General features: G+C 70.6%; 23 protein-coding genes and 1 tRNA gene. 14 read left to right on the forward strand and 10 right to left on the reverse strand.

What is annotated here, in order from left to right; all coding sequences use genetic code 11:
* Positions 1–55: 55 nt before the first annotated feature.
* Genes purH through dusB form a run of 3 tightly spaced genes read right to left on the reverse strand, consistent with a single transcriptional unit; the run spans position 56 to position 2,933 of the window.
* Positions 56–1,642, reverse strand: coding sequence for a bifunctional phosphoribosylaminoimidazolecarboxamide formyltransferase/IMP cyclohydrolase (purH, locus tag JNX00_RS16930; protein ID WP_204742956.1), 1,587 nt, complete (start codon positions 1,640–1,642; stop codon positions 56–58).
* Between the two features lie 26 nt (positions 1,643–1,668).
* The gene (locus tag JNX00_RS16935; protein WP_070397327.1) at positions 1,669–1,908 is read right to left on the reverse strand and encodes a Fis family transcriptional regulator; all 240 of its coding nucleotides are present in this window, start codon (positions 1,906–1,908) and stop codon (positions 1,669–1,671) included.
* Positions 1,905–2,933, reverse strand: a complete 1,029-nt coding sequence (gene dusB / locus JNX00_RS16940; RefSeq protein ID WP_070397326.1) for a tRNA dihydrouridine synthase DusB — start codon at positions 2,931–2,933, stop codon at positions 1,905–1,907. The genes JNX00_RS16935 and dusB overlap by 4 nt, the downstream gene beginning before the upstream one ends.
* A gap of 294 nt (positions 2,934–3,227) precedes the next feature.
* Between dusB and JNX00_RS16945 the strand changes: the two genes are divergently transcribed.
* The 5 genes from JNX00_RS16945 to JNX00_RS16965 all read left to right on the forward strand — a co-directional run bounded on the left by JNX00_RS16945 (position 3,228) and on the right by JNX00_RS16965 (position 7,833).
* On the forward strand, positions 3,228–5,072 hold the full coding sequence (locus tag JNX00_RS16945) for a hypothetical protein (RefSeq protein WP_204742957.1): 1,845 nt from the start codon (positions 3,228–3,230) through the stop codon (positions 5,070–5,072).
* A 101-nt stretch (positions 5,073–5,173) separates the two neighbouring features.
* Complete coding sequence (locus JNX00_RS16950) at positions 5,174–5,656, forward strand: YqaA family protein (protein ID WP_070397324.1); 483 nt, start codon at positions 5,174–5,176, stop codon at positions 5,654–5,656.
* Between the two features lie 35 nt (positions 5,657–5,691).
* Positions 5,692–6,849: an MFS transporter gene (locus JNX00_RS16955; protein ID WP_070397323.1), complete on the forward strand. Its 1,158-nt coding sequence runs from the start codon at positions 5,692–5,694 to the stop codon at positions 6,847–6,849.
* Positions 6,850–6,926: 77 nt separating this feature from the next.
* Entirely contained in the window at positions 6,927–7,403 is a 477-nt protein-coding gene (locus JNX00_RS16960) for a type III secretion system chaperone (RefSeq protein WP_070397322.1), read from the forward strand.
* 55 nt (positions 7,404–7,458) lie between these two features.
* Positions 7,459–7,833 carry a hypothetical protein gene (locus JNX00_RS16965; protein ID WP_204742958.1) on the forward strand — a complete coding sequence of 125 codons (375 nt, stop codon included), beginning with the start codon at positions 7,459–7,461 and terminating at the stop codon, positions 7,831–7,833.
* Positions 7,834–7,884: 51 nt separating this feature from the next.
* On the opposite strand, the gene ychF is transcribed toward JNX00_RS16965, so the two are convergent.
* Positions 7,885–8,976, reverse strand: coding sequence for a redox-regulated ATPase YchF (gene ychF / locus JNX00_RS16970; RefSeq protein WP_070397320.1), 1,092 nt, complete (start codon positions 8,974–8,976; stop codon positions 7,885–7,887).
* An 89-nt stretch (positions 8,977–9,065) separates the two neighbouring features.
* Complete coding sequence (locus JNX00_RS16975; RefSeq protein WP_070397319.1) at positions 9,066–9,965, reverse strand: LysR substrate-binding domain-containing protein; 900 nt, start codon at positions 9,963–9,965, stop codon at positions 9,066–9,068.
* Positions 9,966–10,069: 104 nt separating this feature from the next.
* On the opposite strand from JNX00_RS16975, the gene JNX00_RS16980 reads away from it, so the two are divergent.
* Positions 10,070–11,053, forward strand: coding sequence for a tripartite tricarboxylate transporter substrate binding protein BugE (locus JNX00_RS16980; protein WP_070397318.1), 984 nt, complete (start codon positions 10,070–10,072; stop codon positions 11,051–11,053).
* A 5-nt stretch (positions 11,054–11,058) separates the two neighbouring features.
* The gene (locus JNX00_RS16985; RefSeq protein WP_070397317.1) at positions 11,059–11,916 is read left to right on the forward strand and encodes an N-formylglutamate amidohydrolase; all 858 of its coding nucleotides are present in this window, start codon (positions 11,059–11,061) and stop codon (positions 11,914–11,916) included.
* Positions 11,917–12,009: 93 nt separating this feature from the next.
* Here JNX00_RS16985 and JNX00_RS16990 read toward each other — a convergent pair whose 3' ends face one another.
* Positions 12,010–12,894, reverse strand: a complete 885-nt coding sequence (locus JNX00_RS16990; RefSeq protein WP_070397316.1) for an MOSC N-terminal beta barrel domain-containing protein — start codon at positions 12,892–12,894, stop codon at positions 12,010–12,012.
* A gap of 62 nt (positions 12,895–12,956) precedes the next feature.
* On the opposite strand from JNX00_RS16990, the gene JNX00_RS16995 reads away from it, so the two are divergent.
* The 3 genes from JNX00_RS16995 to JNX00_RS17005 are packed head-to-tail and all read left to right on the forward strand — an operon-like array spanning position 12,957 to position 16,705.
* Positions 12,957–14,093 carry an FAD-dependent monooxygenase gene (locus JNX00_RS16995; protein ID WP_204742959.1) on the forward strand — a complete coding sequence of 379 codons (1,137 nt, stop codon included), beginning with the start codon at positions 12,957–12,959 and terminating at the stop codon, positions 14,091–14,093.
* Between the two features lie 28 nt (positions 14,094–14,121).
* Positions 14,122–14,841, forward strand: coding sequence for a DsbC family protein (locus tag JNX00_RS17000; RefSeq protein WP_204742960.1), 720 nt, complete (start codon positions 14,122–14,124; stop codon positions 14,839–14,841).
* A gap of 58 nt (positions 14,842–14,899) precedes the next feature.
* Entirely contained in the window at positions 14,900–16,705 is a 1,806-nt protein-coding gene (locus tag JNX00_RS17005) for a M61 family metallopeptidase (RefSeq protein WP_204742961.1), read from the forward strand.
* A gap of 31 nt (positions 16,706–16,736) precedes the next feature.
* Here JNX00_RS17005 and JNX00_RS17010 read toward each other — a convergent pair whose 3' ends face one another.
* The 4 genes from JNX00_RS17010 to JNX00_RS17025 all read right to left on the reverse strand — a co-directional run bounded on the left by JNX00_RS17010 (position 16,737) and on the right by JNX00_RS17025 (position 19,857).
* Positions 16,737–17,228 carry a hypothetical protein gene (locus JNX00_RS17010; protein WP_204742962.1) on the reverse strand — a complete coding sequence of 164 codons (492 nt, stop codon included), beginning with the start codon at positions 17,226–17,228 and terminating at the stop codon, positions 16,737–16,739.
* A 102-nt stretch (positions 17,229–17,330) separates the two neighbouring features.
* On the reverse strand, positions 17,331–18,626 hold the full coding sequence (paaK, locus tag JNX00_RS17015; RefSeq protein WP_204742963.1) for a phenylacetate--CoA ligase PaaK: 1,296 nt from the start codon (positions 18,624–18,626) through the stop codon (positions 17,331–17,333).
* Positions 18,623–19,063 (reverse strand): hydroxyphenylacetyl-CoA thioesterase PaaI, encoded by a 441-nt coding sequence (gene paaI / locus JNX00_RS17020; protein ID WP_204742964.1) that lies wholly within the window; start codon positions 19,061–19,063, stop codon positions 18,623–18,625. The genes paaK and paaI overlap by 4 nt, the downstream gene beginning before the upstream one ends.
* Positions 19,063–19,857, reverse strand: coding sequence for an enoyl-CoA hydratase-related protein (locus tag JNX00_RS17025; RefSeq protein ID WP_070397309.1), 795 nt, complete (start codon positions 19,855–19,857; stop codon positions 19,063–19,065). The genes paaI and JNX00_RS17025 overlap by 1 nt, the downstream gene beginning before the upstream one ends.
* A 119-nt stretch (positions 19,858–19,976) precedes the next feature.
* Between JNX00_RS17025 and JNX00_RS17030 the strand changes: the two genes are divergently transcribed.
* The 4 genes from JNX00_RS17030 to JNX00_RS17045 all read left to right on the forward strand — a co-directional run bounded on the left by JNX00_RS17030 (position 19,977) and on the right by JNX00_RS17045 (position 22,019).
* The gene (locus JNX00_RS17030) at positions 19,977–20,759 is read left to right on the forward strand and encodes an enoyl-CoA hydratase (protein ID WP_204742965.1); all 783 of its coding nucleotides are present in this window, start codon (positions 19,977–19,979) and stop codon (positions 20,757–20,759) included.
* Between the two features lie 34 nt (positions 20,760–20,793).
* Positions 20,794–20,870, forward strand: a tRNA-Met gene (locus tag JNX00_RS17035).
* A 62-nt stretch (positions 20,871–20,932) separates the two neighbouring features.
* On the forward strand, positions 20,933–21,493 hold the full coding sequence (locus JNX00_RS17040; protein ID WP_070397307.1) for a YaeQ family protein: 561 nt from the start codon (positions 20,933–20,935) through the stop codon (positions 21,491–21,493).
* Between the two features lie 58 nt (positions 21,494–21,551).
* Complete coding sequence (locus JNX00_RS17045) at positions 21,552–22,019, forward strand: hypothetical protein (protein ID WP_139146909.1); 468 nt, start codon at positions 21,552–21,554, stop codon at positions 22,017–22,019.
* The last annotated feature ends 8 nt before the right edge of the window (positions 22,020–22,027 follow it).

The raw sequence follows: 22,027 nt of genomic DNA on the forward strand, positions 1-22,027 counted from the left end.
GCCGCGGGCGACGCCCCCTGAAAGGGGGGAAGCGGCCCCCAGGCCGCTGCGGGGGTCAGTGGCGAAAATGCCGCACGCCCGAGAACACCATCGCCACGCCGCGCTCGTTCGCGGCGTCGATGACCTCCTGGTCGCGCATGGAGCCGCCGGGCTGGATCACGCAGCTGGCGCCGGCGTCGACCACCACGTCCAGACCGTCGCGGAACGGGAAGAAGGCGTCGCTGGCCACCGCCGTGCCCTGCAGCGAGAGATTCGCGTGGCCCGCCTTGATGCTGGCGATGCGCGCCGAGTCGAGGCGGCTCATCTGGCCCGCGCCCACGCCCATGGTCATGCCGTCCTTGCAGAAGACGATGGCGTTGGACTTGACGAACTTGGCCACCTTCCAGGCGAACAGCAGGTCTTCGAGCTGCTGCGGCGTGGGCTGCAGCGTCGTCACCACCTTCAGGTCCTCACGCTTGAGCACGTGGTTGTCGGCCGACTGGATCAGCAGGCCCGAGCCCACGCGCTTCACGTCGGACAGGTTCAGTCCCTTGTCCCAGGCCGTGGGGCCGCCGGGCGGCAGATCGATCTGCAGCACGCGCACATTGGCCTTGGCCTTGAACACGGCCAGCGCCTCGGGCGAGTAACCCGGCGCCATCAGCACCTCGACGAACTGCTTGCTGATCGCCTCGGCCGCCGCGCCGTCGAGCGGGCGGTTGAAGGCGATGATGCCGCCGAAGGCGCTGGTCGGGTCGGTCTGGAAGGCCTTCTGGTAGGCCTGCAGCGGGCCGCCGCCAATGGCCACGCCGCAGGGGTTGGCGTGCTTGACGATGACGCAGGCCGGCTCGTCGAAGCTCTTGACGCATTCCCAGGCGGCGTCGGCGTCGGCGATGTTGTTGTACGAGAGCTCCTTGCCCTGCAGCTGCTTCGCGGTGACCAGCGAGCCCGGCGCGGGGTACAGGTCGCGGTAGAAGGCGGCCGTCTGGTGCGGGTTCTCGCCGTAGCGCAGGTCCTGCAGCTTGATGAAGCGGCCATTGGCCTGGGCCGAATAGGCGCTGCGCCTCGGCACCTCGTCCGCCGCGTCGAACTCGATGGACGACAGGTAGTCGCTGATCGCGCCGTCGTAGTTGCTGATGCGGTTGAACGCCGCCACCGACAGGCCGAAGCGCGTCTTGTCGCTGAGCTTGCCGCTGGCCCGCAGCTCCTCGACCACACCCGCGTACTGGGAGGCGTCGGTGAGCACGGCCACGTCCTTCCAGTTCTTGGCGGCGCTGCGCACCATGGCCGGGCCGCCGATGTCGATGTTCTCGATCGCGTCGGCCAGCGTGCAGCCGGCCTTGGCCACCGTGGCCTCGAAGGGGTAGAGGTTCACCACCAGGATGTCGATGGTCTGGATGCCGTGCTCGCGCAGCGCGGCCATGTGCTCGGGCAGGTCGCGCCGCGCCAGCAGGCCGCCGTGCACCTTGGGGTGCAGCGTCTTCACGCGGCCGTCGAGCATCTCGGGAAAGCCGGTCACCTCGGCCACCTCGGTGACGGGCAGGCCCTGCTCGGCCAGCAGCTTGGCGGTGCCGCCGGTGGACAACAAGGTCACGCCGAGGGCGTGCAGCGAACGGGCGAGGTCGACGATGCCGGTCTTGTCGGAAACGGAAATAAGGGCACGCATGGGAAAGAAAGGGAGAGGTTGGGGATTCAGTCGAGCAGGCCGTGGTCGAGCAGCTTCTTGCGCAGGGTGTTGCGGTTCAGGCCCAGCCACTGCGCGGCGCGCGACTGGTTGTACTGGGCCTGGGCCATCACCACCTCGAGCAGGGGACGCTCCACCGCTTTCACCAGCATGTCGTAAAGGTGGGCGGGCTCGGTGCCATCGAGGTCGCGGAAGTAGCCCTCGAGGCTGTCGCGGATGCACTCGTCCAGCGGATTCGTCTTTTTCATGCGGCCAGCTTCCAATCGGCGCGATCGCCGAAGTCCGCGGCCATCCAGGCATCGAAGGCCTGGCTGACGACACGGCGTTGGTCATCGATGGTGTGGGTGGCGTTGACGCTCGCGCGAAAACGCGCGGCCTCGCCCGCGGGCAGGGCCAGCGACTGCACGTACCAGCCCAGGTGCTTGCGCGCGCTGCGCACGCCGGTGTCTTCGCCGTACAGGTCGTAGTGGTCGTCCAGGTGGTCGAGCAGCCAGCCCTTCACCTGCGACAGCGCGGGCGGCGGCAGGTGCTCGCCCGTGGCCAGGAAGTGCGCGATCTCGCGGAAGATCCACGGCCGCCCCTGCGCCGCGCGGCCGACCATGACGGCGTCGGCGCCGGTGCGCCGCAACACCTCGCGCGCGGCCTCGGGGGAATCGATGTCGCCGTTGGCCACCACCGGAATGCGCACGAGGCTCTTGATGTGGGCCACGGTGTCGTGTTCCGCCTGTCCCTTGTAGCCCTGCTCGCGCGTGCGGCCGTGCACCGTGAGCATCTGCACGCCCGCGCGCTCGGCGGCCAGGGCCAGCACCGGCGCGTTGCGCACCGCGGCGCACCAGCCGGTGCGCATCTTGAGCGTGACCGGCACGCCCCGCGGCTCGCAGGCCCGCACCACGGCCTCGACGATGCCGATGGCGAGCGCCTCGTCCTGCATGAGCGCGCTGCCGGCCCACTTGTTGCAGACCTTCTTGGCCGGGCAGCCCATGTTGATATCGATGATGCGCGCGCCGCGGTCGATGTTGTAGCGGGCGGCGTCGGCCATCGACTGGGGGTCGGTGCCCGCGATCTGCACGGCGATGGGCGCGGACTCGCCCTCGTGGTTGGCGCGGCGCGAGGTTTTGAGGCTGTCCCAGAGCTCGCGCCGGCTGGTCACCATCTCGCTCACCGCGTAGCCCGCGCCCAACCGCTTGCACAGCTTGCGGAACGGCCGGTCCGTCACCCCGGCCATGGGCGCGACGAACAGGGCATTGGGCAGGACGTGGGCCCCGATCTGCATGGCGTGGCGGAACTGGCTGGACGGCGGGTTCGGAGGGGGACGCCGGGGACGGGCCGGCGGCGGAGGGCGGATTGTATCTGCTCAAATTTTCAGCAGACGAAGCGTCTGCCGGCACCACCGCATGCGCCCGCCGCGCCAGGGCCCGCCCCCAACCATCGGCCATATGGCCTGGCAACGGCACGGAACCCCTTGCACGCCCTCGCAACCCAGGTGTCGCATGCAGTCCATCACCTTGCTGGGCCGCGGCAATCGAGCAACCGCAGCCCTCTGGCGCGCTCTCAAGGTGACCCCGACATGAAAGCCTCATCCGGTACGAAGCGCCCGCCCACCGGCCAGCATCCCCTGCAGCCGGTTGTCGACAGGCTCCACAAGATCAACAAGAAGCACCCCGGTGCCGTGTTGTCCCTTCGCGAGAACCAGACGCTGAACCCGGACACTGTCGACGACCTGAAAGCCCGGCGCGGTGGCCTGCTCGGCAGAGTGTTGAACCCGTTCAGCCATCGGCGGCAATTCGCGGAGGGAAGCACGCAGGCGCTGAACTTCCTCCTCAAGACGCTGGACATGTACCGGCACAGCTTGAGCCCCGAGATCGCGAAGCAGGGCCGGCAGCAACTGGAGCAACTCCTTCAGCAACCCCTTGGCAAGGGCCTGCCGGTGCAGGAAGCCCTCAACATCTACCAGGACATGCTGCAGCGCCAGCTGCACCAATGCAGCGACGCCGCGGCGCGGGCCCGAAGCGCCGATGAGGCCTACAGGCAACGGTTCGATGACCAGCGACAACAGCCCCCGCAACGCCCCTCGACCCCGGTGCTGGCGCCAGACCATATGGCCCACAACGCCCAAACCCTGTCGGACGCCTACCGCGACGCCGCCGGCAAGGCCTCGCGAGGGGAGCCCGATGCAGGGCCCCCACCGGCCAACCCGCAGGCGGGTGCACTCGGCCAGTTGGCGCCCCTGCTGCAAATCCTTCAAACGGCAATTGATAGCCCCGATGGGCATCGGGCCAGGCAGTTGCAAGACGTGTGGGAGGGCCTGGCGTGCCCGCAGGACATCGAAGAGGCCTTCACCCCACTGCGTTTTTCCCGGCATGTCCAGACCCTGCTGCAGAGCTGCAGCGACGCCCTGCAGGCGCTCAAGCGGGCGCAGTCCGACGGCGACCTTCGCGAAATGCGCACCTGCTGCGAAGGCTACGCGGCCTGCTTTGAGCAACTGATCGGCGACCTGACCGCCGCCGCCCGCGATCTTCTGGGCGCCGTGGCCGACGGGCAGCTGCCCGCCGGCCTGCCCACGCCAGACAGCGTGTTCTTGCTGGACCTGGGAGAAACGCTGCTGGCCGCGGCCAAGGCATTGGCGGATTCGGAAAGCCCCTCGATGGCCAACCACCAATCGGCGCTCGCCTTGCTGGCGCGCGACGACGCCCAACTGCGCACCGTGCTCCAGCACTGGAGCCGCCCGCACCGCCTCGACCAGCCACCTGGCGCCCCCCTGCCCGCCCAGAAACCGCGTGTCGATGCAAGAACGCAGATCGGCAAGCGCAACGCCCCCACGCCACCCGGGATGCCCATTCGCCGGCCACTCGGCCAGCTGGGCCAATACCGGATCAAAGGAAGCCCCATCGACAGCGGCGATGAAAGGACCTCCAAGCCAGACGTGCCGATGCCCCCGCTCGTCAGCGCAGGGCCCAGCGAAAAAGCAGCGCCAACCGATCCGGTGGGGAGCTTCGACGATCAAGTCGAGGATTTCCTGAACGACATGGAAGCGCGGCAAACGTCTTTGCCCGGCCTGGAGTCGGTGACCTCGTTCGTCAACAGCCCGAGGCGCGGACCCGCTCCCGACACAGAGGAACACACGGACGCGCTGCGGCGGCTGGTGGACGAGGAGTTGGAGAACCTGTTGGTGCAGATGGAAGAAGGACGCCAACCCAAGCCCATGGGGTCCAAGTCCATGGGCTACGGCCTCGGCGACCCGGCTCCTGACCGGCAGCGGGCTTTCTCGGTCCCGGCGATCCCCAGCGGCAGAGCGACGCAGTCCACGAACCCCCAGGAGCCGACGGATGAGAAACCGTCGCGCCTGCAGCGGGTGACCCGACAGCTATCCAACTCCTGGTGGAAGCGGTCACCGTCAAAGTCGGGCCAATGAGTCCCCGTCCGCCGCATGGTTCACCCTCCCGCGCGCCAGCCGAGGCGGCGCGCGGGTCTCTGGATCGGTGACAGAATCCGCGCGGCCCACCCGCCGCGCCCATGCCCCCCTGGTTCCAGCACCTCGCCCAACTGCTCGCCCTGCCTGAGGTCGGGCTGACCACCGTCTTCGTGGTGGCCTTCGTCTCGGCCACGCTGCTGCCCATGGGCTCCGAGCCTGCCGTCTTCGGGCTCATCAAACTCAACCCCGAGTTGTTCTGGCCCGCCGTGCTGGTGGCCACGGCCGGCAATACGCTGGGTGGCGCCGTGAGCTGGGCCATGGGCCTGGGCACGCACCGGCTGGTGGACCGGGCGCGCGGCAACAGCACCGAGCTGCGCGCCCTGCGCTGGCTGGAGCGCTTCGGCCCCAAGGCCTGCCTGCTGAGCTGGCTGCCCGTGGTGGGCGATCCGCTGTGCGCCGTGGCCGGCTGGCTGCGCTTTCCGTTCTGGCCCTGCGTGGCCTATATGGCCATCGGCAAGTTCGCGCGCTACCTCAGCATGACGGCCGCGCTGCTGTGGGTGTTTCCCGAAGGGCTGTCCTTGTGAGACGCGATCCGTCCGCCCCCATCCTGTGGGCCCTCATGATCGGCAACCTCGTCATCGGCACGGGGGTCATGGTGGTGCCCGGCACGCTGAACGACATCAGCCAGTCGCTGGGCATTTCGGTGCCGCAGGCGGGGCAACTGATCACGGCCGCCGCCATCCTCATGGGCCTGGGCGCGCCGCTGTTCGCCGGCCTGGTGGCGGGCTGGGACCGGCGGCGCCTGCTGACGGGCTCGCTGATCTGGTACGGCCTGCTGCACGCGGCCTGCGCGCTGGCGCCCAACTACGCCACCCTCATGCCCCTGCGCGTGCTGGCGGTGATCTCGCCCGCCGTGTTCACGCCGCAGGCCGCGGCCTGCGTGGGCCTGCTGGTGCCGCCCGAGCAGCGCGGGCGCGGCATCACCTTCGTGTTTCTGGGCTGGTCGGTGGCGTCGGTGATGGGCATGCCTTTGGCCGCCTGGATCGGCGGGGCCTGGGGCTGGCGCTGGGCCTTCGGCCTGGTGGCGGTTTCGGCCTGGCTGGTCAGCCTCTGGGTCTGGCGCGCCATGCCCGACGGCGTGCGGCCCGCTGCGCTGTCGCGCGAGGCCTGGGGCCGCACCCTGGGCTCGGCGCCGCTCATGATGGCGGTGGGCGTAACCCTGCTCTCGGCCTTCTCGCAATTCACGCTGTTCTCGTACTTTGCGCCCTACTTCGCGCAGACGCACGGGCTGAACGGCGCCGGGCTGTCGCTGCTGTTCCTGTGGTTCGGCGCCTTCGGCCTGCTGGGCAACGTGCTGGTGTCGCGCTCCATCGACCGCATCGGCGCGCCGCGCGCGGTGCTCATCACCCTGAGCCTGATCGCGCTGACGCTGTTGCTGTGGCCGCTGGGCCGCGCCTCGGTCTGGCTGCAGGCGCTGGTGCTGGTGCCCTGGGCGCTGGGCTGCTTCTCGGCCAACTCGGCGCAGCAGGCGCGGCTGGTGCATTTGTCGCCCGCCCTGGCGCCGGCGACGGTGGCTTTGAACAGTTCGGCCATGTACAGCGGGCAGGCGCTCGGGGCCGCGCTGGGCGGGCTGATGATCGCCCAAGGGCACATGCTGAGCCTGCACACCGTGGGCCTGGTGGTGGCGGCCACGGCCATCGCCCTGAGCGTGTGGGCGGGCGGGGTGTCGCGCCCGGCGCCCGCCGCCCAGGTCGCCCCACCCGGCCCATCGACCTAGTCCCCCGCCGGGGGAACGCCTCGGCGGGCCTGGCCACTCAAGGCAGCACATCCCCAGCCACCGTCCGCCGAGGCCCCATGACCGAACTCCGCACCCCCGAAGAAGCCGCTGCCTGTCTGGTGGCCGCCGCCGAGCACAGCGAGGCCGTCGAGGCCGTGGTGGAACTGCGCGAGGCCACCTGGCTGGTGCATTTCGAAACCGGCGGCGAATGCGTGGTCGAGTGGGCCCAGCACCCGCTGCGCCTGGTGCTCACCACCGCACTGGGCGAACCGGCGCCCGAGGCGCGCGCCAAGGTGCACTCGGCCGCCCTCACCTTCAACCTGCTGTGGGGCGAACTGGGCAGCATGCGCCTGGCCAAGGACGACGAGGACGAGAACCTGCTCCTGATCAACGACGTGTTCCCGCAAGACGAGTCGAGCCGGCACATCGTGCTGGCCAACGAGATGCTGCGGCTGGAGGGCCTGCGCCTGCTGTGGTCCATGTACATTGAAAGCGCCGCCGCGGCCGACGGCGAAGCCCCGAAGATCCCCAGCGCGATGCTCACGCGCGCCTGAACCGGTCTCGCGCCCACGAACGAACGCCCGTTTCAACATCCCTGAGGCACCTCGCATGTCCACCCCCACGCCCACCTCCGACGACGCGACCGCCGCGCCCGCCACCGATGAGGCGGGCGCCGCCCACCGGGCCGCCGCGCCCCAGGGGCACCTGATCTTCCGCCGGCCCGGTGGGGCGTCCACGGTGACGGCCAACGCGCGCGACGCCGCCCGCCGCGAATGGCTGCTGGACCACCTTGCCCGCCGCCAGGCCCGCCGCGACGCCACCGTGGCCCTGATGCGCAGCCGCCACCTGCCCGACGCAGCGGCGGCCGACCCCCAGCTGCAATCGGAGCTGAGCCGGCTCATGGCCTTTCTGCGCCAGTCGCCCGGGGCCGGCGACACGCCAGCCGATGACGGGGCTGCCCGGGGCACGCCACCGGCGCAATGACAAAGGGCCCCCTCGGGGCCCTTTTTTCTTGGGGGACAGCGGCCGCAGCCTTCAGCCCGAGAACAGGAAGTTCATCACGTCGCCGTCCTTGACGACGTACTCCTTGCCTTCGGCGCGCATCTTGCCCGCCTCCTTCGCGCCCTGCTCGCCACCGTGCGCGATGTAGTCGTCGAAGGCGATGGTCTGGGCGCGGATGTAACCCTTCTCGAAGTCGGTGTGGATCACGCCCGCGGCCTGGGGGCCGGTGTCGCCGGCGTGGATGGTCCAGGCGCGCACCTCTTTCACGCCGGCGGTGAAGTAGGTCTGCAGGCCCAGCAGCTGGTAGGCGGCGCGGATCAGGCGGTTCAGGCCGGGCTCTTCCTGCCCCAGCTCCTTGAGGAATTCGAGCCGGTCGGCGTCGTCCATCTCGGAGAGTTCGGCCTCGATCTTGGCGCAGATGGCAACCACGGGCGCGTTCTGCTTGGCGGCGAAGGCCTGTAGGCGGTCGAGCAGCGGGTTGTTCTCGAAGCCGTCTTCCGACACGTTGGCCACGAACATCGCGGGCTTGGCCGTGATGAGGAAGAACTGCTTGAGCTGCGCCTGTTCTTCCTTGCTGAAATCGATGGTGCGCACCGGCTGGGTGTCGTTGAGCGCGGCCTGGCATTTCTCCAGGATGGCCAGTTGCTTGATCGACTCCTTGTCGCCCGAGCGCGCGGTCTTGCTGATGCGGTGAATGGCCTTTTCCACCGAGGCCAGGTCGGCCAGGCAGAGCTCGGTCTGGATGACCTCGATGTCGGCGATTGGGTCGACCTTGTTGGCCACGTGAATCACGTTCGGGTCTTCAAAGCAGCGCACCACGTTGACGATGGCGTCGGTCTCGCGGATGTGCGCGAGGAACTTGTTGCCCAGGCCCTCGCCGGTGCTCGCGCCCGCCACCAGGCCGGCGATGTCCACGAACTCCACGATGGCCGGCACGATGCGCTCGGGTTTGACGATCGCGGCCAGTTGCGCCAGGCGCGGATCGGGCACCTCGACCACGCCCGTGTTGGGCTCGATGGTGCAGAACGGGTAGTTCTCGGCCGCGATGCCGGCCTTGGTGAGGGCGTTGAAGAGCGTGGACTTGCCCACGTTGGGCAGGCCCACGATGCCGCATTTCAAGCTCATGACGTGGGTGGGGGAGTTGCGGCTTGCCGAGGGCGCGGCCCTCGTTCTGCCAGGGGGAAATGGGTGCCGATTGTACTGAGCGGGGGTGTTCAGGCCCCGGACCGGCCGGCCTGCCCGCGCACCCAGCGGGCAAAGGCCTCCACCGCCGCCGAGGCGGGGGCGGTGCGCGGGCGGCACAGGTAGTAGCCGCGCTCGGTGGTGGCGCTGCCGGGCACCGGCATGAGCAGCCGGCCGGCCGCCAGCTCACCCTGCACCATGCAGCGCTGGACCACGGCCACGCCCATGCCCGAGCGGGCCGCCTCGATCAGGTTCATCACCAGGTCGAAGCCCGTGCCGCGCCAGTGCGCGGGCAGCCGGGTGCCCACGGCCTCGGCCCACAGCGCCCAGTTGTCCCGGTAGTTGCTGTGGTAGAGCTTGGGCAGGGCCAGCAGCGCGTCCGCGCCCACCACGCCCTGCGCCAGCGCGGGTGCGCACACCGCCACGAGCTCGCGGCCCACGAGGTACTGCGCCGCCACCTGCCGGGGCCAGCGCTGGCGCGCCCCGGTCTTGAGCGCCAGCCACAGGTCCACGTCGGCGCGGGTGAAGTCCTCGTCGTGGTGGTACTGGCGGAACTCGATGTCGATGTCCGGGTGTTGGTGGCGGAAATCTTCCAGGCGCGGCAGCAGCCAGAGATTGCCCAGGCTGGGCACCACGGACAATCGCAGGCGCAGGGCCTCGGGGCGGTTGCGAACCCGGCCGGCGGCGGCTTCCAGCGCCGCCACGGGCGCCTCCACCTGGCCGCGCAGCTCGCTGCCCGCCGGGGTCAGTCGCACCCCGGTGGCGGCGCGATCCAGCAGTTGCACGCCCAGGTGGCTTTCCAGCCGGGCCACCGCGCGGCTCACCGCGGCCTGGGTCACGCAGAGATCGTCGGCCGCGCGGCGGAAACTGCCGTGGCGGGCCACGCCCAGAAAGGCGTGCAGCTCGACCAGCGAAGGGCTTCGTATGCGCATGCAAACGATTACATCATGTCATCACCCCGGCCGAAAAAGTCGTTTGCTCCGTGCGGGCCGCCTCCCTACGCTGCGGCTCCCATCCCTGAAGGAGGAGACCGTTCATGCCCCCCATCCCCGCCCTGCTGCGCGCCGCCCTGGCCCTGAGCGCCGCGCTGGTACTGGCCAGCGCCCAGGCCCAGGCCCCGTACCCGAACCGCCCGGTCAAGCTGATCGTGCCCTTCGCCCCCGGCGGCTCGACCGACCTGGCCGCACGCCTGGTGGCCGAATACGGCAGCCGCGAGCTGGGCCAATCCATCGTGGTGGAGAACAAGGCCGGCGCCGGTGGCTCCACCGGCATGGAGTTCGTCGCCCGCGCGCCGGCCGACGGCTACACCCTGGGCATGGCCACGGTCAGCACGCACGGCAGCAACCCGGCGGTCTATGGCAGCAAGCTGCGCTACAACGCCCAGAAGGACTTCGCGCCCATCACCAACGTGGCCACCACGCCCAGCGTGTTCGCGGTGCACCCGGGCACGCCAGCCAAGACCATGAAGGAGTTCATCGCCCTGGTCCAGGCCAATCCTGGCAAGTACAGCTTCGCCTCGCCTGGCATCGGTTCGCTGGGCCACGCCAACATCGAGCACTTCATGGCCCTGGCGAAGATGGACCTGCTGCACGTGCCCTACAAAGGCGCCGGCCAGGCCATGACCGACGCCATGTCGGGCCAGGTGACCGCCATCACCGACAACCTGCCCTCGGCGCTGCCGAACATCCAGGCCGGCAAGCTGCGCGCGCTGGCGGTGCTGAGCGACAAGCGCTCGCCCGCGCTGCCGGACGTGCCCACCTACGGCGAACTCGGCTTTCCCCAGATGGGCAACGGCGGCTGGTTCGGCGTGGTCGCGCCGGCCGGCACGCCGCCCGAGGTGGTCGCCCGGCTCAACGCCGCCTTGCACAAGGCCATGAAGCACCCCGAGTTCGTGAAGAAGATGGAGGAGTCGGGCGCCACCCTGATCCCTGGCACGCCCGAGGCCTTCGCCCAGCAGATCCAGCAGGCCCTGGAGCGCTACGAGCGCGTGGCGAAGATGGCCAAGATCTCCCTGGACTGAGGCCGATGCCGATCGCCCCGCCCTTCACGCTGCACGCGCCCGTGGCGCCGGCCGTGCCCCTGGTCTGCGACTCCCCGCACAGTGGCACCGACTACCCGGCCGACTACGACCACGCGGTGCCCCGGGCGCTGCTGCGGCGCGGCGAGGACACCCACGTGGACGCGCTGTGGGCCGCCGTGCCCGAGGTGGGCGGCAGCCTGTTGGCGGCCCACTTCCCGCGCACCTACCTGGACTGCAACCGCACGGAGGACGACCTCGACCCGGCCCTGCTCGACGGCCCCTGGCCCACCCCGCTGAACCCCAGCGAGAAGAGCCGCCTGGGCTATGGCCTGGTCTGGCGCAACATCGACGCCGGCACCCCCATCTACGCCCGCCGCCTCACGGTGGCCGAGGTGCGGGCGCGCATCGAGCGCTGCTACCGCCCCTACCACGCGGCCCTGTCGCGCTGCATCGACGAGACCGCCGAACGCTTCGGCGCGGTCTGGCACCTGAACCTGCACTCCATGCCCAACGACGCCTACGAGCGGCTGGGCATCCGCAGCCCACGCCCGCTGGCGGACTTCGTGCTCGGTGACCGCGACGGCAGCACCTGCGAGCCGGCCTTCGTCGACCTGGTGGAGCGCGAACTGCGCGCGCGCGGCTACTCCGTGGCCCGCAACGACCCGTACAAGGGCGTGCAACTGATCGCGCGCATCGGCCAGCCCGCGCGGCGGCGCCACAGCCTGCAGATCGAGATCCGCCGGCCCATCTACATGGACGAGGTCAGCCGCGAGCGAAACGCCGGCTTCGCCACGGTGCGGCGCGACCTGGGCCAACTGGCGGCCGTTCTGGCGCGCTACGCGAAAGAGCAGGCCGGCGGTTGAACTCTTGCGCCCAGGGCGCGGTGGCGGCGCCGCGTGGCGCCATCGTTCAACAGGGCGCAGCGGCGGGCGCGATGTTCGGCGCCGGGGCCGGGCTCAGTCGAAGCGCCAGTCGGCGCTGACGCGCTGCCCCACGCGCAGCACCCGGCCATCGCCTTCGAGCACGATGGCGTTCATGCCGAAGGTGATGGCCCCGTCCATGCGCGGGTCGGCCCGGTAGCTGCGCATCGCATCGCCCACGGCGTGGCCGGGTTGCCCGGCATCGGGGTCGACGTCCGGGATCGAGCAGCGCGCGCAGGGCTTGACGGGCTCGATCACCGCATCGCCGCCCTCGGCGGCGATGCGCAGGGCGCCGACGCGGTCCTCGTCGTGCGCCTGCAGACCGCCGAGCACGATGTTCGGCCGCACGCGGCGCTGGTCCACCGGCGCGTGGCCGTCGCCCACCAGGCGGGCATTGAGCTCGTCGAGCGAGGCCGCGCTGGTCAGCAGCAGCGCAAAACCGTCGGCGAACTGGGTGCCGGCCTCGCGGCCGCCGGTCCACTCGGGGTCGCTGGGGCGGCGCACCTCGGGGTCGAAGCGCGCCAGGCGCAGCCGCTTGAGCGGCCCGGGCGCGTCCGGCCCCAGGAAATCGCTGAACCACTGGGCCGCGATATCGCCCATGTCGTAGGCCTGCACGGTGTCGCTCCACACGCGCACGGTGGCCGGCTCCTCGGCCGCGTCCAGCGCCAGGTGCAGCGAGAGCATGCCCGGGGCCCGCAGCACCAGCTGCCCCATCTTGAAGCTGGGCTGGATCAGCGCCATGCGCGGCAGTTCGCGCTGCGTCACGAACCCGCCCTGTTCGTCCACCACCATCCAGGCGCGGTCGTAGAGCAGCCCGGTGTCGGTCAGCTCGGCCTCCTCCAGGCGCACCCCCGCACAGGACTTGATGGGGTAGATCCAGAGTTGCTCGATGGTGGCTTGCACGTCGGCGGTGTCGCTCATGGTGGATGAGGGTATCGGTATCGGCGAAACGACGGATTGTGCCGCGCTCCTAGAATCCCGCCATGTCCCCTTCTTCCTCCCCCCGGCGCGCCGACGTGGCCATCCGCGGCGCCGGCGTGGTGGGCCAGGCCCTGGCCTTGCTGCTCGCGCAGGACCGCCTGCGCGTCGCCCTGGTGGCTCCCGATACCCCCCCGCGCGCCCAGGACGTGCGCGCCTACGCCCTCAACAAGGCCTCGCGCGACCTGCTCGTCTCGCTGCGCGCCTGGCCCGACGCCGTGCCCGGCGCCGTGACCCCGGTGCGCGCCATGCAGGTCTGGGGCGACGACGGCGGCCAGCTGCGCTTCGACGCGGATGCGTTGGGCGCCGAGGCCCTGGCCTGGATCGTGGACGTGCCCGCGCTGGAGCAGCGCCTGGCCGATGCCGTGGGCTTCGCGGCCGGCGTGGAGCGGGTGACCGAGGCCCCGCCGGCCCGGCTCACCGTGGTCTGCGAAGGCCGGCACAGCGCCACGCGCGAGGCCCTGGGCATCGACTACGACACCCACGCCTACCCCCACAAGGCCGTGGCCGCGCGGCTGCGCGCCGAACGGCCGCACGGCGGCGTGGCGCGCCAGTGGTTCGCCCACGGCGAGGTGCTGGCCCTGCTGCCCCTGGGCGGCGCCGACGGCCACGAGCTCGCCCTGGTCTGGTCGCTGCCGGGCCCGCAGGCCGACGAATGGCTCCAGGCCGACGCCCCGGCCTTCGCCGAGGCCGTGCAGGCGCGCTGCGCCCAGGCCCTGGGCACCCTCACGCCCCTGGGCCCGGCGCAGGCCTGGCCGCTGCAGCTGTCGCGCGCGCGGCGCTGGTTCACCCACACCGAACAGGGCGCCGTGGCCCTGGCCGGCGACGCCGCCCACGCCGTGCACCCGCTGGCCGGCCAGGGGCTCAACCTGGGCCTGGCCGACGCCGCCGAACTGGCCCGCGTGCTGCACGCCCGCGAATACTGGCGCGAACTCGGCGACGCCAAACTGCTCAGACGCTACGAGCGCGCCCGCGCGGCCGATGTCCAGGCCATGTCCGCCGTCACCGACGGCCTGTTCTCGCTCTTCGGCCTGAGCGACCCACGCGTGCAGCTGCTGCGCAACCGCGGGCTCGCCGGCTTCGACCGCAGCGGCCCGCTCAAGCGCTGGTTCGCGCGCCAGGCCATGGGCCTGTCGCTCTGAACCGACTCCCGATCCACGAGACCCGTCCATGAAACTGCCGCTCAAGACCCTCTGGCTGCCGCTGCTCGCCAGCCTGGCCTTCGCCGCCTCGGCCAACGAAGCCGCCATCCGCAAGAACCTCACCGAGCGCCTGCCCAACCTGCCGCCCATCGAGGAGGTGAGCAAGACGCCCTTCCCCGGCCTCTGGGAGATCCGCATCAACCGCTCCGAAATCCTCTACTCGGACAGCGAGGGCAACTACCTGATCCAGGGCTCCATGTTCGACACGCGCAGCCGCGTCGACCTGACCGAACAGCGCGTGCAGAAACTCGGCGCGGTCGACTTCTCCAGCCTGCCGCTGAAAGACGCCTTCAAGGTGGTGCACGGCAAGGGCACGCGCCAGATCGCCGTCTTCAGCGACCCCAACTGCGGCTACTGCAAGCGGCTGGAGAAGACGCTCGCCGAGGTCGAGGACGTGACCATCCACGTCTTCATCTACCCCATCCTCGGCCCCGACTCGGTGAAGAAGTCGCAGGCCATCTGGTGCGCCAAGGACAAGGGCAAGACCTACACCGATTGGATGCTGCGCGGCACCGCCATCCCCAACGCCAGCTGCGACACCGCCGCCGTGGAGCGCAACGTGGCCCTGGGCCGCGAACTGCGCGTCAACGGCACGCCCACCATCTTTTTCGTCGATGGCACGCGCGTGCCGGGCGCGGTCGACGCCGAGCGCCTGGAGACCCTGCTCAAGACCGCCAAGGCCAAATGAGCACCGCACGACTGTCCGAAGGGGCTCGCCCCGCAGCGCGCCGCGCGCAGGTATGCCGATGAGCACCACACGGCGCCGCCCCTCGCGCGACACGGCCGCCGCCGTGCGCTACCGCATCGCGGTGGACAACCCGCACAGCCACCTCTTCAGCGTCACGCTGACCGTCGAGCGGCCCGCGGCCCGCCAGCGCTTCGCGCTGCCGGTGTGGATTCCGGGCAGCTACCTGGTGCGCGAGTTTTCCCAGCACCTGCAGGGCCTGGACGCGCGCCAGGGCGGTCAGGCGGTGGCGCTCAAGCAGCTCGACAAACACCGCTGGCAGGCCGACAACGCGGCCGGCCAGGCGCTGGAGCTGCGCTACCAGGTCTACGCCTTCGACGCCTCGGTGCGCACCGCCTTCCTGGACGCCACGCGCGGCTTCTTCAACGCCACCAGCACCTGCCTGCGCGCGCTCGGCCTGGAAGACCGGCCGCACGCCCTCACGCTGGAACGCGGCAACGCGCCCGAGGACTGGCAGGCCGCCAGCGGCCTGGGCGCCGCGCGCACCGATGAGCACGGCTTCGGCGACTACCTCGCCACCGACTACGACGAGCTCGCCGACTGCCCGTTCACGCTGGGCCGCTTCTTCAGCGCCGAGTTCGTGGCCGGCGGCGTGCCGCACCGCTTCGTGCTCACCGGCGCCGGCGGCTGGGTCGACACCGAGCGCCTGATCGAGGACACGCGCCGCGTCTGCGAGGCGCAGATCGCCTTCTGGCACGGCGACGGCGCGCCGCCCTTCGAGCGCTACGTCTTCATGCTGCACGCCAGCGGCGACGGCTACGGCGGCCTGGAACACCGCAACAGCACCGCCCTCATCTGCCAGCGCAACGACCTGCCGCGCGCCGGTGCCAAGGACCGCGCGCTCAAGGCCAGCGACGGCTACACCACGCTGCTGGGCCTGATCAGCCACGAGTACTTCCACACCTGGAACGTCAAGCGGCTGCGCCCGGCGGAATTCGCGCGCTACGACTACGACGCCGAGAACTACACCGAGCTGCTGTGGTTCTTCGAGGGCTTCACCAGCTACTACGACGACCTGTTCCTGCGCCGCGCGGGCCTGATCGACGACGCCACCTACCTGCAGCTGGTGGCCAAGAACATCAACCAGGTGAACCAGACGCCCGGGCGTCTGCTGCAAAGCGTGGCCCAGGCCAGCTTCGACGCCTGGGTGAAGTACTACCGCGTGGGCGAGAACACGCCCAACGCCACGGTGAGCTACTACACCAAGGGCGCGCTGGTGGCGCTGTGCCTGGACCTCACGCTGCGCGACGAAGGCCAGGGCTCGCTCGACGAGGTGATGCGCGAGCTCTGGCGCCGCTGCGATGGCGGTCCCCTGCGCGAGAGCGAGGTGCGCGCCGCGCTGCGCCGCGTGGGCGGCCGGGCCTATGGGGCCGAACTCGCCGACTGGGTGCACGGCACCAGTGGGCTGCCGGCCGAGCGCCTGCTCAAGGCCCGCGGCGCCAAGGTGCAGCACGACGCGGCGCCGCTGGCCCAGCGCCTGGGCCTGCGCGTGGGCGAGGCCGGCGGCGCGCTGCACATCAAGACCGTGCTGCGCGGTGGCGCCGCCGAGGCGGCCGGCTTCGCGGCCGGGGACGAGTGGCTGGGCGTGGAGTTCGCGCCCGCGCGGCGCGGCGCGCCGGCCGAGGCCTGGCGCGTGGCGCGCCTGGACGAGGTCGATGCCCTGCGCGGCGCGCGCCCCCGGCTCACGGCCCTGGTCTCCCGCGATCGGCAGATCCTGCGCCTGGCCCTGCACTGGCCCGAAGAGCAACTGGCGCTGCGCCTGGGCGTGGACGACGCCGCGCGCCTGGCGGCCTGGCTGAACGCCTGAACGCCTGAGCGCCCGGGCCCGCGCGGGCCGCTCAGGACAGGCGCGAGGCCACGTCCTGATCGAACTGGGCGACCGTGGCGGCGTTCTTGAAGTTCAGCAGGCCGTCGCGCACGCGCGGCAGCAGGGCCTGCAGGTCGGCCAGCGTTTTGCAGCCTTCGATGCGCAGGGCCAGCGGCTCGCCCATGGGCCCGAGCTGGTCGTTCACGAAGCGCACCACCAGGCGGCGCGCCTCCGCAAAGGGCAGCGCGGGCGCGGCATCCGCCGGCGCGGGGACCGGGGCCACGCCGTCCCCGGTGGCCACACCATCCGGCGCCGCCCCCTCGCCCTGCACCCAGCCTTGCCCGGCCAGTTGTTCCAGCAGGGGGGCCGCGTCGGCGCCCAGCAGCTTGTCGAAGTCGGCCACGCTGCGCTTGCCGTCCACCATGATCAGCAGGGAACGCAGGCGCGGCCCCAGGCCAGCGGGGCGGCTGCTCAGGGCCTCGCGGCCCTGTTCCGTTTTGGAGAAGACCAGGTGTTTGTCCATCGCTCGCTGGGCAGGCTTTGGCCGCGAATGTAGCGATCCCCTCCGGCGGTGACCAGCGGGTTTGACCTCAATTCGCCACAAACCCGCCGCCGCCCGTGCGATTCATCGCGGCCGCTGGTCGATCACGCGCCGGGCCTTGCCCTGGCTGCGCTCCACGCCGCCCTCGTGCAGCAGCACCACCTCGATGCTGGTGCCCACGAAGGTCTTCACATCGTGCTGCAGTTCACGCGCGGCGCCACGCGCCTCGTCGGCCTCTGGCGCCAGGCCGGGCCGTGTTTCCACGCGCACCGTCAGGCAGTCCAGGGGGCCCTCGCGGGTGAGCACGCATTGGTAGTGCGCGGTGAGCGCGGCGTGCTTGAGGATGAGCTCCTCGATCTGCGTGGGGAAGACGTTCACGCCGCGCACGATCATCATGTCGTCGCTGCGGCCGGTGATCTTCTCCATGCGGCGCATGGTGCGCGCCGTGCCCGGCAGCAGGCGCGTGAGGTCGCGCGTGCGGTAGCGCACGATGGGCAGCGCCTCTTTCGTGAGGCTGGTGAAGACCAGCTCGCCGAGTTCGCCGTCGGGCAGCACCTCACCCGTCTCGGGGTGGATGATCTCGGGGTAGAAGTGGTCTTCCCAGATGGTCGGGCCGTCCTTGGTCTCCACGCACTCGTTGGCCACGCCGGGACCCATGACCTCGGACAGGCCGTAGATGTCCACCGCGTCCAGCCCCAGGCGCTGTTCGATCGCCAGCCGCATGTCGTTGGTCCAGGGCTCGGCGCCGAAGATGCCGATGCGCAGGCTGCTGTCGCGCGGGTCCAGGCCCTGGCGCTCGAACTCGTCGGCAATGGCCAGCATGTAGCTCGGCGTGACCATGATGATGTCGGGCCGGAAGTCCTGGATCAGCTGCACCTGGCGCTCGGTCTGGCCGCCGCCGAAGGGCACCACCGTCAGGCCCAGCTTCTCGGCGCCGTAGTGCGCGCCCAGGCCACCGGTGAACAGGCCGTAGCCGTAGCTCACGTGCACCAGCTCGCCCGGGCGCGCGCCGCTGGCGCGGATGCTGCGTGCCATCACCGTGGCCCAGGTGTCGATGTCGCGCAGCGTGTAGCCCACCACCGTGGGCTTGCCCGTGGTGCCGCTGCTGGCGTGGAGGCGCGCGCACTTCTCCCGCGGCACCGCGAACATGCCGAAGGGGTAGTTGTCGCGCAGGTCGGCCTTGGTGGTGAAGGGGAACTTCGCCAGGTCATCGAGCGAGCGGCAGTCGTCGGGGTGCACGCCCGCGGCGTCGAACTTGGCGCGGTAGACGGGCGAGTTGGCGTAGGCGTGGGCCAGCGTGGCGCGCAGGCGCTTGAGCTGCAGCGAGCGCAACTCGTCGACGCTGGCCTTCTCGATGGGTTCCAGGGGGAAGCTGTTCATGCCTTGTCCTCTTCGGGAAACACGTGACCGGGGATCTGCGCGCTCTTGCCGCGAAACATGGCGACCACCTCGCCGCGCTGGTTGCTGATCTTCATGTCGTAGATCCCATGGCGGCCCGACAGCGTCTGTTCCACGCCTTCGCAGGTGAGCACGTCGCCCGCGTGCGCGGGGCGCAGGAACTCGATGCTGCAGCCCGCGGCCACGGCGTTGCGGTTGTGGCTGTTGCAGGCGAAGGCGAAGGTGGAATCGGCCAGGGTGAAGATGAAGCCGCCGTGGCAGATCTGGTGGCCGTTGAGGTGCAGCGGCTTCACGGCCATGCGCATGGTGGCGCGGCCGGGGCCGCAGGCCAGCAGCTCCATGCCCATGGTGTCCTTGCTGGCCACGTCGTTGGCGAACATGGTCGTGCCGACCTTCTCGGCGCGTTGCTCGGGCGTCATCACTCCCCCTTGAAGCGCGCCGGACGCTTCTCGCGGAAGGCCATCACGCCCTCGATGTAGTCGTGCGTGCGGCCCAGGGCCGACTGCGTGTCGCGCTCGGCATCGAGCTGCTGGCTGAAGCCACGCGTGGAGGCCTCGCGCAGCAGGCCGCGCGTGGCCACCAGGGCCTTGGTCGGCATGGCCGCGAGCTTGTCGGCCAGGGTGAGCGCGCTGCCCACGCAGTCCTCGGCCACGTCCCAGATCATTCCCCAGTCCTTGGCCTGCTGGGCGGGCAGCTTGTCGCCCGTCATGGCCAGGGCCATGGCGCGCGCCAGGCCCAGGCGCTCCACCAGCAGCCAGCTGCCGCCGGCGTCGGGGATCAGGCCGATCTTGCTGAAGGCCTGGATGAAGCTCGCACCCGGCGCGGCGATGGCGATGTCGCAGCACATGGCCAGGGACGCCCCCGCGCCCGCCGCCACGCCATTGACGGCCGCGATGGTGGGCATGCGCAGCGCCATGAGGCGGCGCGCCGTGGGATTGAAGGCCTGCTCGATCACCGGCCCCGGGTCGGCGCGCTGAACCAGGTCGGGGCCAGGCTCGAAGTCGAACTCCGCCAGGTCGGCGCCGGCGCAGAAGCCGCGCCCCGCACCGGTGATGACCAGTGCGCGGATGGCCGCATGGGCCTCGGCGCGGTCCAGCGCGGCCCAGAGGTCGCGGTGCATGGCGCGCGTGAAGCTGTTCAGGGCCTCGGGGCGGTTGAGGGTCAGCAGGGCCACGGCCCCGCGTTCCTCGTACACCACGGTGGTGTCGCTCATCGTGTCTCCTCGTTGGGTGGGTCGGCGGCAATTTACCATTAACCAACCGATCGGTCGGCTAATATTTTCCCTGACGCTATAGTGATTGGTTAAACCGCGTACCCCTACCGAGGAGACCCATGAGCACCACCCCCGAATGCATCACCGTGCGCACCGAAGGGCGCGTCGGCATCGTCGCGCTGAACCGGCCCAAGCAGCTCAACGCGCTGAACGACCAGCTCATGGACGAGCTGGGCGCCGCGCTCAAGGCCTTCGATGCCGACCCGGACATCGGCTGCATGATCGTCACCGGCAGCGAGAAGGCCTTCGCCGCCGGCGCCGACATCGGCGCCATGGCCACGTACGACTTCGCCGACGTCTACAAGGGCGACTACATCACCCGCAACTGGGAGCAGATCCGCTCGGTGCGCAAGCCCGTCATCGCCGCCGTCAGCGGCTTCGCCCTGGGCGGCGGCTGCGAGCTGGCGATGATGTGCGACTTCATCATCGCCGCCGACAACGCCAAGTTCGGCCAGCCCGAGATCAAGCTGGGCATCATCCCCGGCGCGGGCGGCACGCAGCGCCTGCCGCGCGCCGTGGGCAAGTCCAAGGCCATGGACCTGGTGCTCACCGGCCGCATGATGGACGCCTCCGAGGCCGAGCGCGCCGGGCTGGTCAGCCGCGTGGTGCCGCTCGACAAGCTCATGGACGAGGCCCTGGGCGCGGCGCTCATCATCTGCGGCTTCTCGCTGCCCAGCGTGCTGGCGGCCAAGGAATCGGTCAACCGCGCCTTCGAGGGCTCACTGTCCGACGGCGTGATGTTCGAGCGCCGCCTGTTCCACGCCATGTTCGCCACCCGCGACCAGAAGGAAGGCATGGCGGCCTTCGTGGAAAAGCGAAAACCCGATTTCAAGGGCGCCTGAGGCCGTCGCGGCTTGGGCTATAATGCGCGGCTTCGGCGATATAGCTCAGTTGGTTAGAGCGCAGCATTCATAATGCTGATGTCGGTGGTTCAAGTCCACCTATCGCCACCAGACCAGCGAGGCGGGTTCCGGCAACGGGACCCGCCTTTTTCATTCCCGCCGCCCGATCCGCCATGGCCCTCAAGTCCACCGTTTTCAAGGCGCACCTGCAGATCGCCGACATCGATCACGGCCACTACGCCGACCACGCCCTCACCCTGGCCCGCCACCCCAGCGAGACCGACGAGCGCATGATGGTCCGCCTGGCCGCGCTGGCGCTGAACGCGCACGAGCTGGTGGACATCTGCGGCGGCGACGGCACCCTGGCCTTCGGCGCCGGCCTGTCGGACCCGGACGACCCCGACCTGCACCTGACCGACTTCACCGGCCGCAAGCGCCTGTGGGTGGAGGTCGGCCAGCCCGAGGACAAGCCGCTGGCCAAGGCCTGCAGCCAGGCCGACGCGGTGCGCGTCTACGCCTTCGGCCCCGCGGCCGAGGTCTGGTGGCGCGGCATCGAGAACAAGCTGACGCGGCTGGACAAGCTGCAGGTCTGGCGCCTGCCGGCCGACGCGGCGCCCGCGCTGGGGGCGCTGGCCGAGCGCAGCATGCAGCTGCAGGCCACGGTGCTCGAGGGCGTGCTCACGCTCAGCGGCGAGCGCGGCAGCGTGAGCCTGGAGCCCGTGCGCTGGCGGTGAGCCCGGCAACGCACGCGTGAGACAATCGCCGACTTCGTTCAGCCTCTGGATCAACACCATGAACCGCTGTCTCACCTCCCTGGCGATCGGGACCTCGCTGGCCCTGGCGGGCGCCGCGCAAGCGCAGTCCGAAGCCTCCACCACCAGCACCACGACCACCACGGTCCTGCCGGCCCCCGCGCCCGGCGCGCAGGTCGGCGTGCGCAGCTTCCCCAAGGAAGCCCTGCGCGGCACCCTGACCGTCAAGCTGCCGCCCCACGTCGAGATGGACGACCGGGTCACCCGGCTCACGCCCGGCGCGCGCATCCTCGACGAAAGCAACCGCAACCTGCGCTCGGCCTCGCTGGTGAACCGCGAACTCACGGTCAACTACCTGATGGACCGCCAAGGCCAGATCACGCAGGTCTGGATCCTGAGCGAGGCCGAGAAGAAGGAGCGCCGCCGCACCCTGGGTGTGGAGCGCAACTTCAGCTTCGAATCGCAGCAGGGCGCGGCCCAGCCGGCCACCCTGCCCGCCACCCGCTGATCCCCCAT

Origin of the sequence: Hydrogenophaga sp. YM1, assembly GCF_016903055.1 — a bacterium.
GTDB lineage: Bacteria > Pseudomonadota > Gammaproteobacteria > Burkholderiales > Burkholderiaceae_C > Hydrogenophaga > Hydrogenophaga borbori.

What these genes read in the sequence shown, in the direction of transcription:
- purH (WP_204742956.1), bottom strand. Translation starts at nt 1,642, where the DNA reads ATGCGTGCCCTTATTTCCGTTTCCGACAAGACCGGCATCGTCGACCTC.
- JNX00_RS16935 (WP_070397327.1), bottom strand. Translation starts at nt 1,908, where the DNA reads ATGAAAAAGACGAATCCGCTGGACGAGTGCATCCGCGACAGCCTCGAG.
- dusB (WP_070397326.1), bottom strand. Translation starts at nt 2,933, where the DNA reads ATGCAGATCGGGGCCCACGTCCTGCCCAATGCCCTGTTCGTCGCGCCC.
- JNX00_RS16945 (WP_204742957.1), top strand. Translation starts at nt 3,228, where the DNA reads ATGAAAGCCTCATCCGGTACGAAGCGCCCGCCCACCGGCCAGCATCCC.
- JNX00_RS16950 (WP_070397324.1), top strand. Translation starts at nt 5,174, where the DNA reads ATGCCCCCCTGGTTCCAGCACCTCGCCCAACTGCTCGCCCTGCCTGAG.
- JNX00_RS16955 (WP_070397323.1), top strand. Translation starts at nt 5,692, where the DNA reads ATGATCGGCAACCTCGTCATCGGCACGGGGGTCATGGTGGTGCCCGGC.
- JNX00_RS16960 (WP_070397322.1), top strand. Translation starts at nt 6,927, where the DNA reads ATGACCGAACTCCGCACCCCCGAAGAAGCCGCTGCCTGTCTGGTGGCC.
- JNX00_RS16965 (WP_204742958.1), top strand. Translation starts at nt 7,459, where the DNA reads ATGTCCACCCCCACGCCCACCTCCGACGACGCGACCGCCGCGCCCGCC.
- ychF (WP_070397320.1), bottom strand. Translation starts at nt 8,976, where the DNA reads ATGAGCTTGAAATGCGGCATCGTGGGCCTGCCCAACGTGGGCAAGTCC.
- JNX00_RS16975 (WP_070397319.1), bottom strand. Translation starts at nt 9,965, where the DNA reads ATGCGCATACGAAGCCCTTCGCTGGTCGAGCTGCACGCCTTTCTGGGC.
- JNX00_RS16980 (WP_070397318.1), top strand. Translation starts at nt 10,070, where the DNA reads ATGCCCCCCATCCCCGCCCTGCTGCGCGCCGCCCTGGCCCTGAGCGCC.
- JNX00_RS16985 (WP_070397317.1), top strand. Translation starts at nt 11,059, where the DNA reads ATGCCGATCGCCCCGCCCTTCACGCTGCACGCGCCCGTGGCGCCGGCC.
- JNX00_RS16990 (WP_070397316.1), bottom strand. Translation starts at nt 12,894, where the DNA reads ATGAGCGACACCGCCGACGTGCAAGCCACCATCGAGCAACTCTGGATC.
- JNX00_RS16995 (WP_204742959.1), top strand. Translation starts at nt 12,957, where the DNA reads ATGTCCCCTTCTTCCTCCCCCCGGCGCGCCGACGTGGCCATCCGCGGC.
- JNX00_RS17000 (WP_204742960.1), top strand. Translation starts at nt 14,122, where the DNA reads ATGAAACTGCCGCTCAAGACCCTCTGGCTGCCGCTGCTCGCCAGCCTG.
- JNX00_RS17005 (WP_204742961.1), top strand. Translation starts at nt 14,900, where the DNA reads ATGAGCACCACACGGCGCCGCCCCTCGCGCGACACGGCCGCCGCCGTG.
- JNX00_RS17010 (WP_204742962.1), bottom strand. Translation starts at nt 17,228, where the DNA reads ATGGACAAACACCTGGTCTTCTCCAAAACGGAACAGGGCCGCGAGGCC.
- paaK (WP_204742963.1), bottom strand. Translation starts at nt 18,626, where the DNA reads ATGAACAGCTTCCCCCTGGAACCCATCGAGAAGGCCAGCGTCGACGAG.
- paaI (WP_204742964.1), bottom strand. Translation starts at nt 19,063, where the DNA reads ATGACGCCCGAGCAACGCGCCGAGAAGGTCGGCACGACCATGTTCGCC.
- JNX00_RS17025 (WP_070397309.1), bottom strand. Translation starts at nt 19,857, where the DNA reads ATGAGCGACACCACCGTGGTGTACGAGGAACGCGGGGCCGTGGCCCTG.
- JNX00_RS17030 (WP_204742965.1), top strand. Translation starts at nt 19,977, where the DNA reads ATGAGCACCACCCCCGAATGCATCACCGTGCGCACCGAAGGGCGCGTC.
- JNX00_RS17040 (WP_070397307.1), top strand. Translation starts at nt 20,933, where the DNA reads ATGGCCCTCAAGTCCACCGTTTTCAAGGCGCACCTGCAGATCGCCGAC.
- JNX00_RS17045 (WP_139146909.1), top strand. Translation starts at nt 21,552, where the DNA reads ATGAACCGCTGTCTCACCTCCCTGGCGATCGGGACCTCGCTGGCCCTG.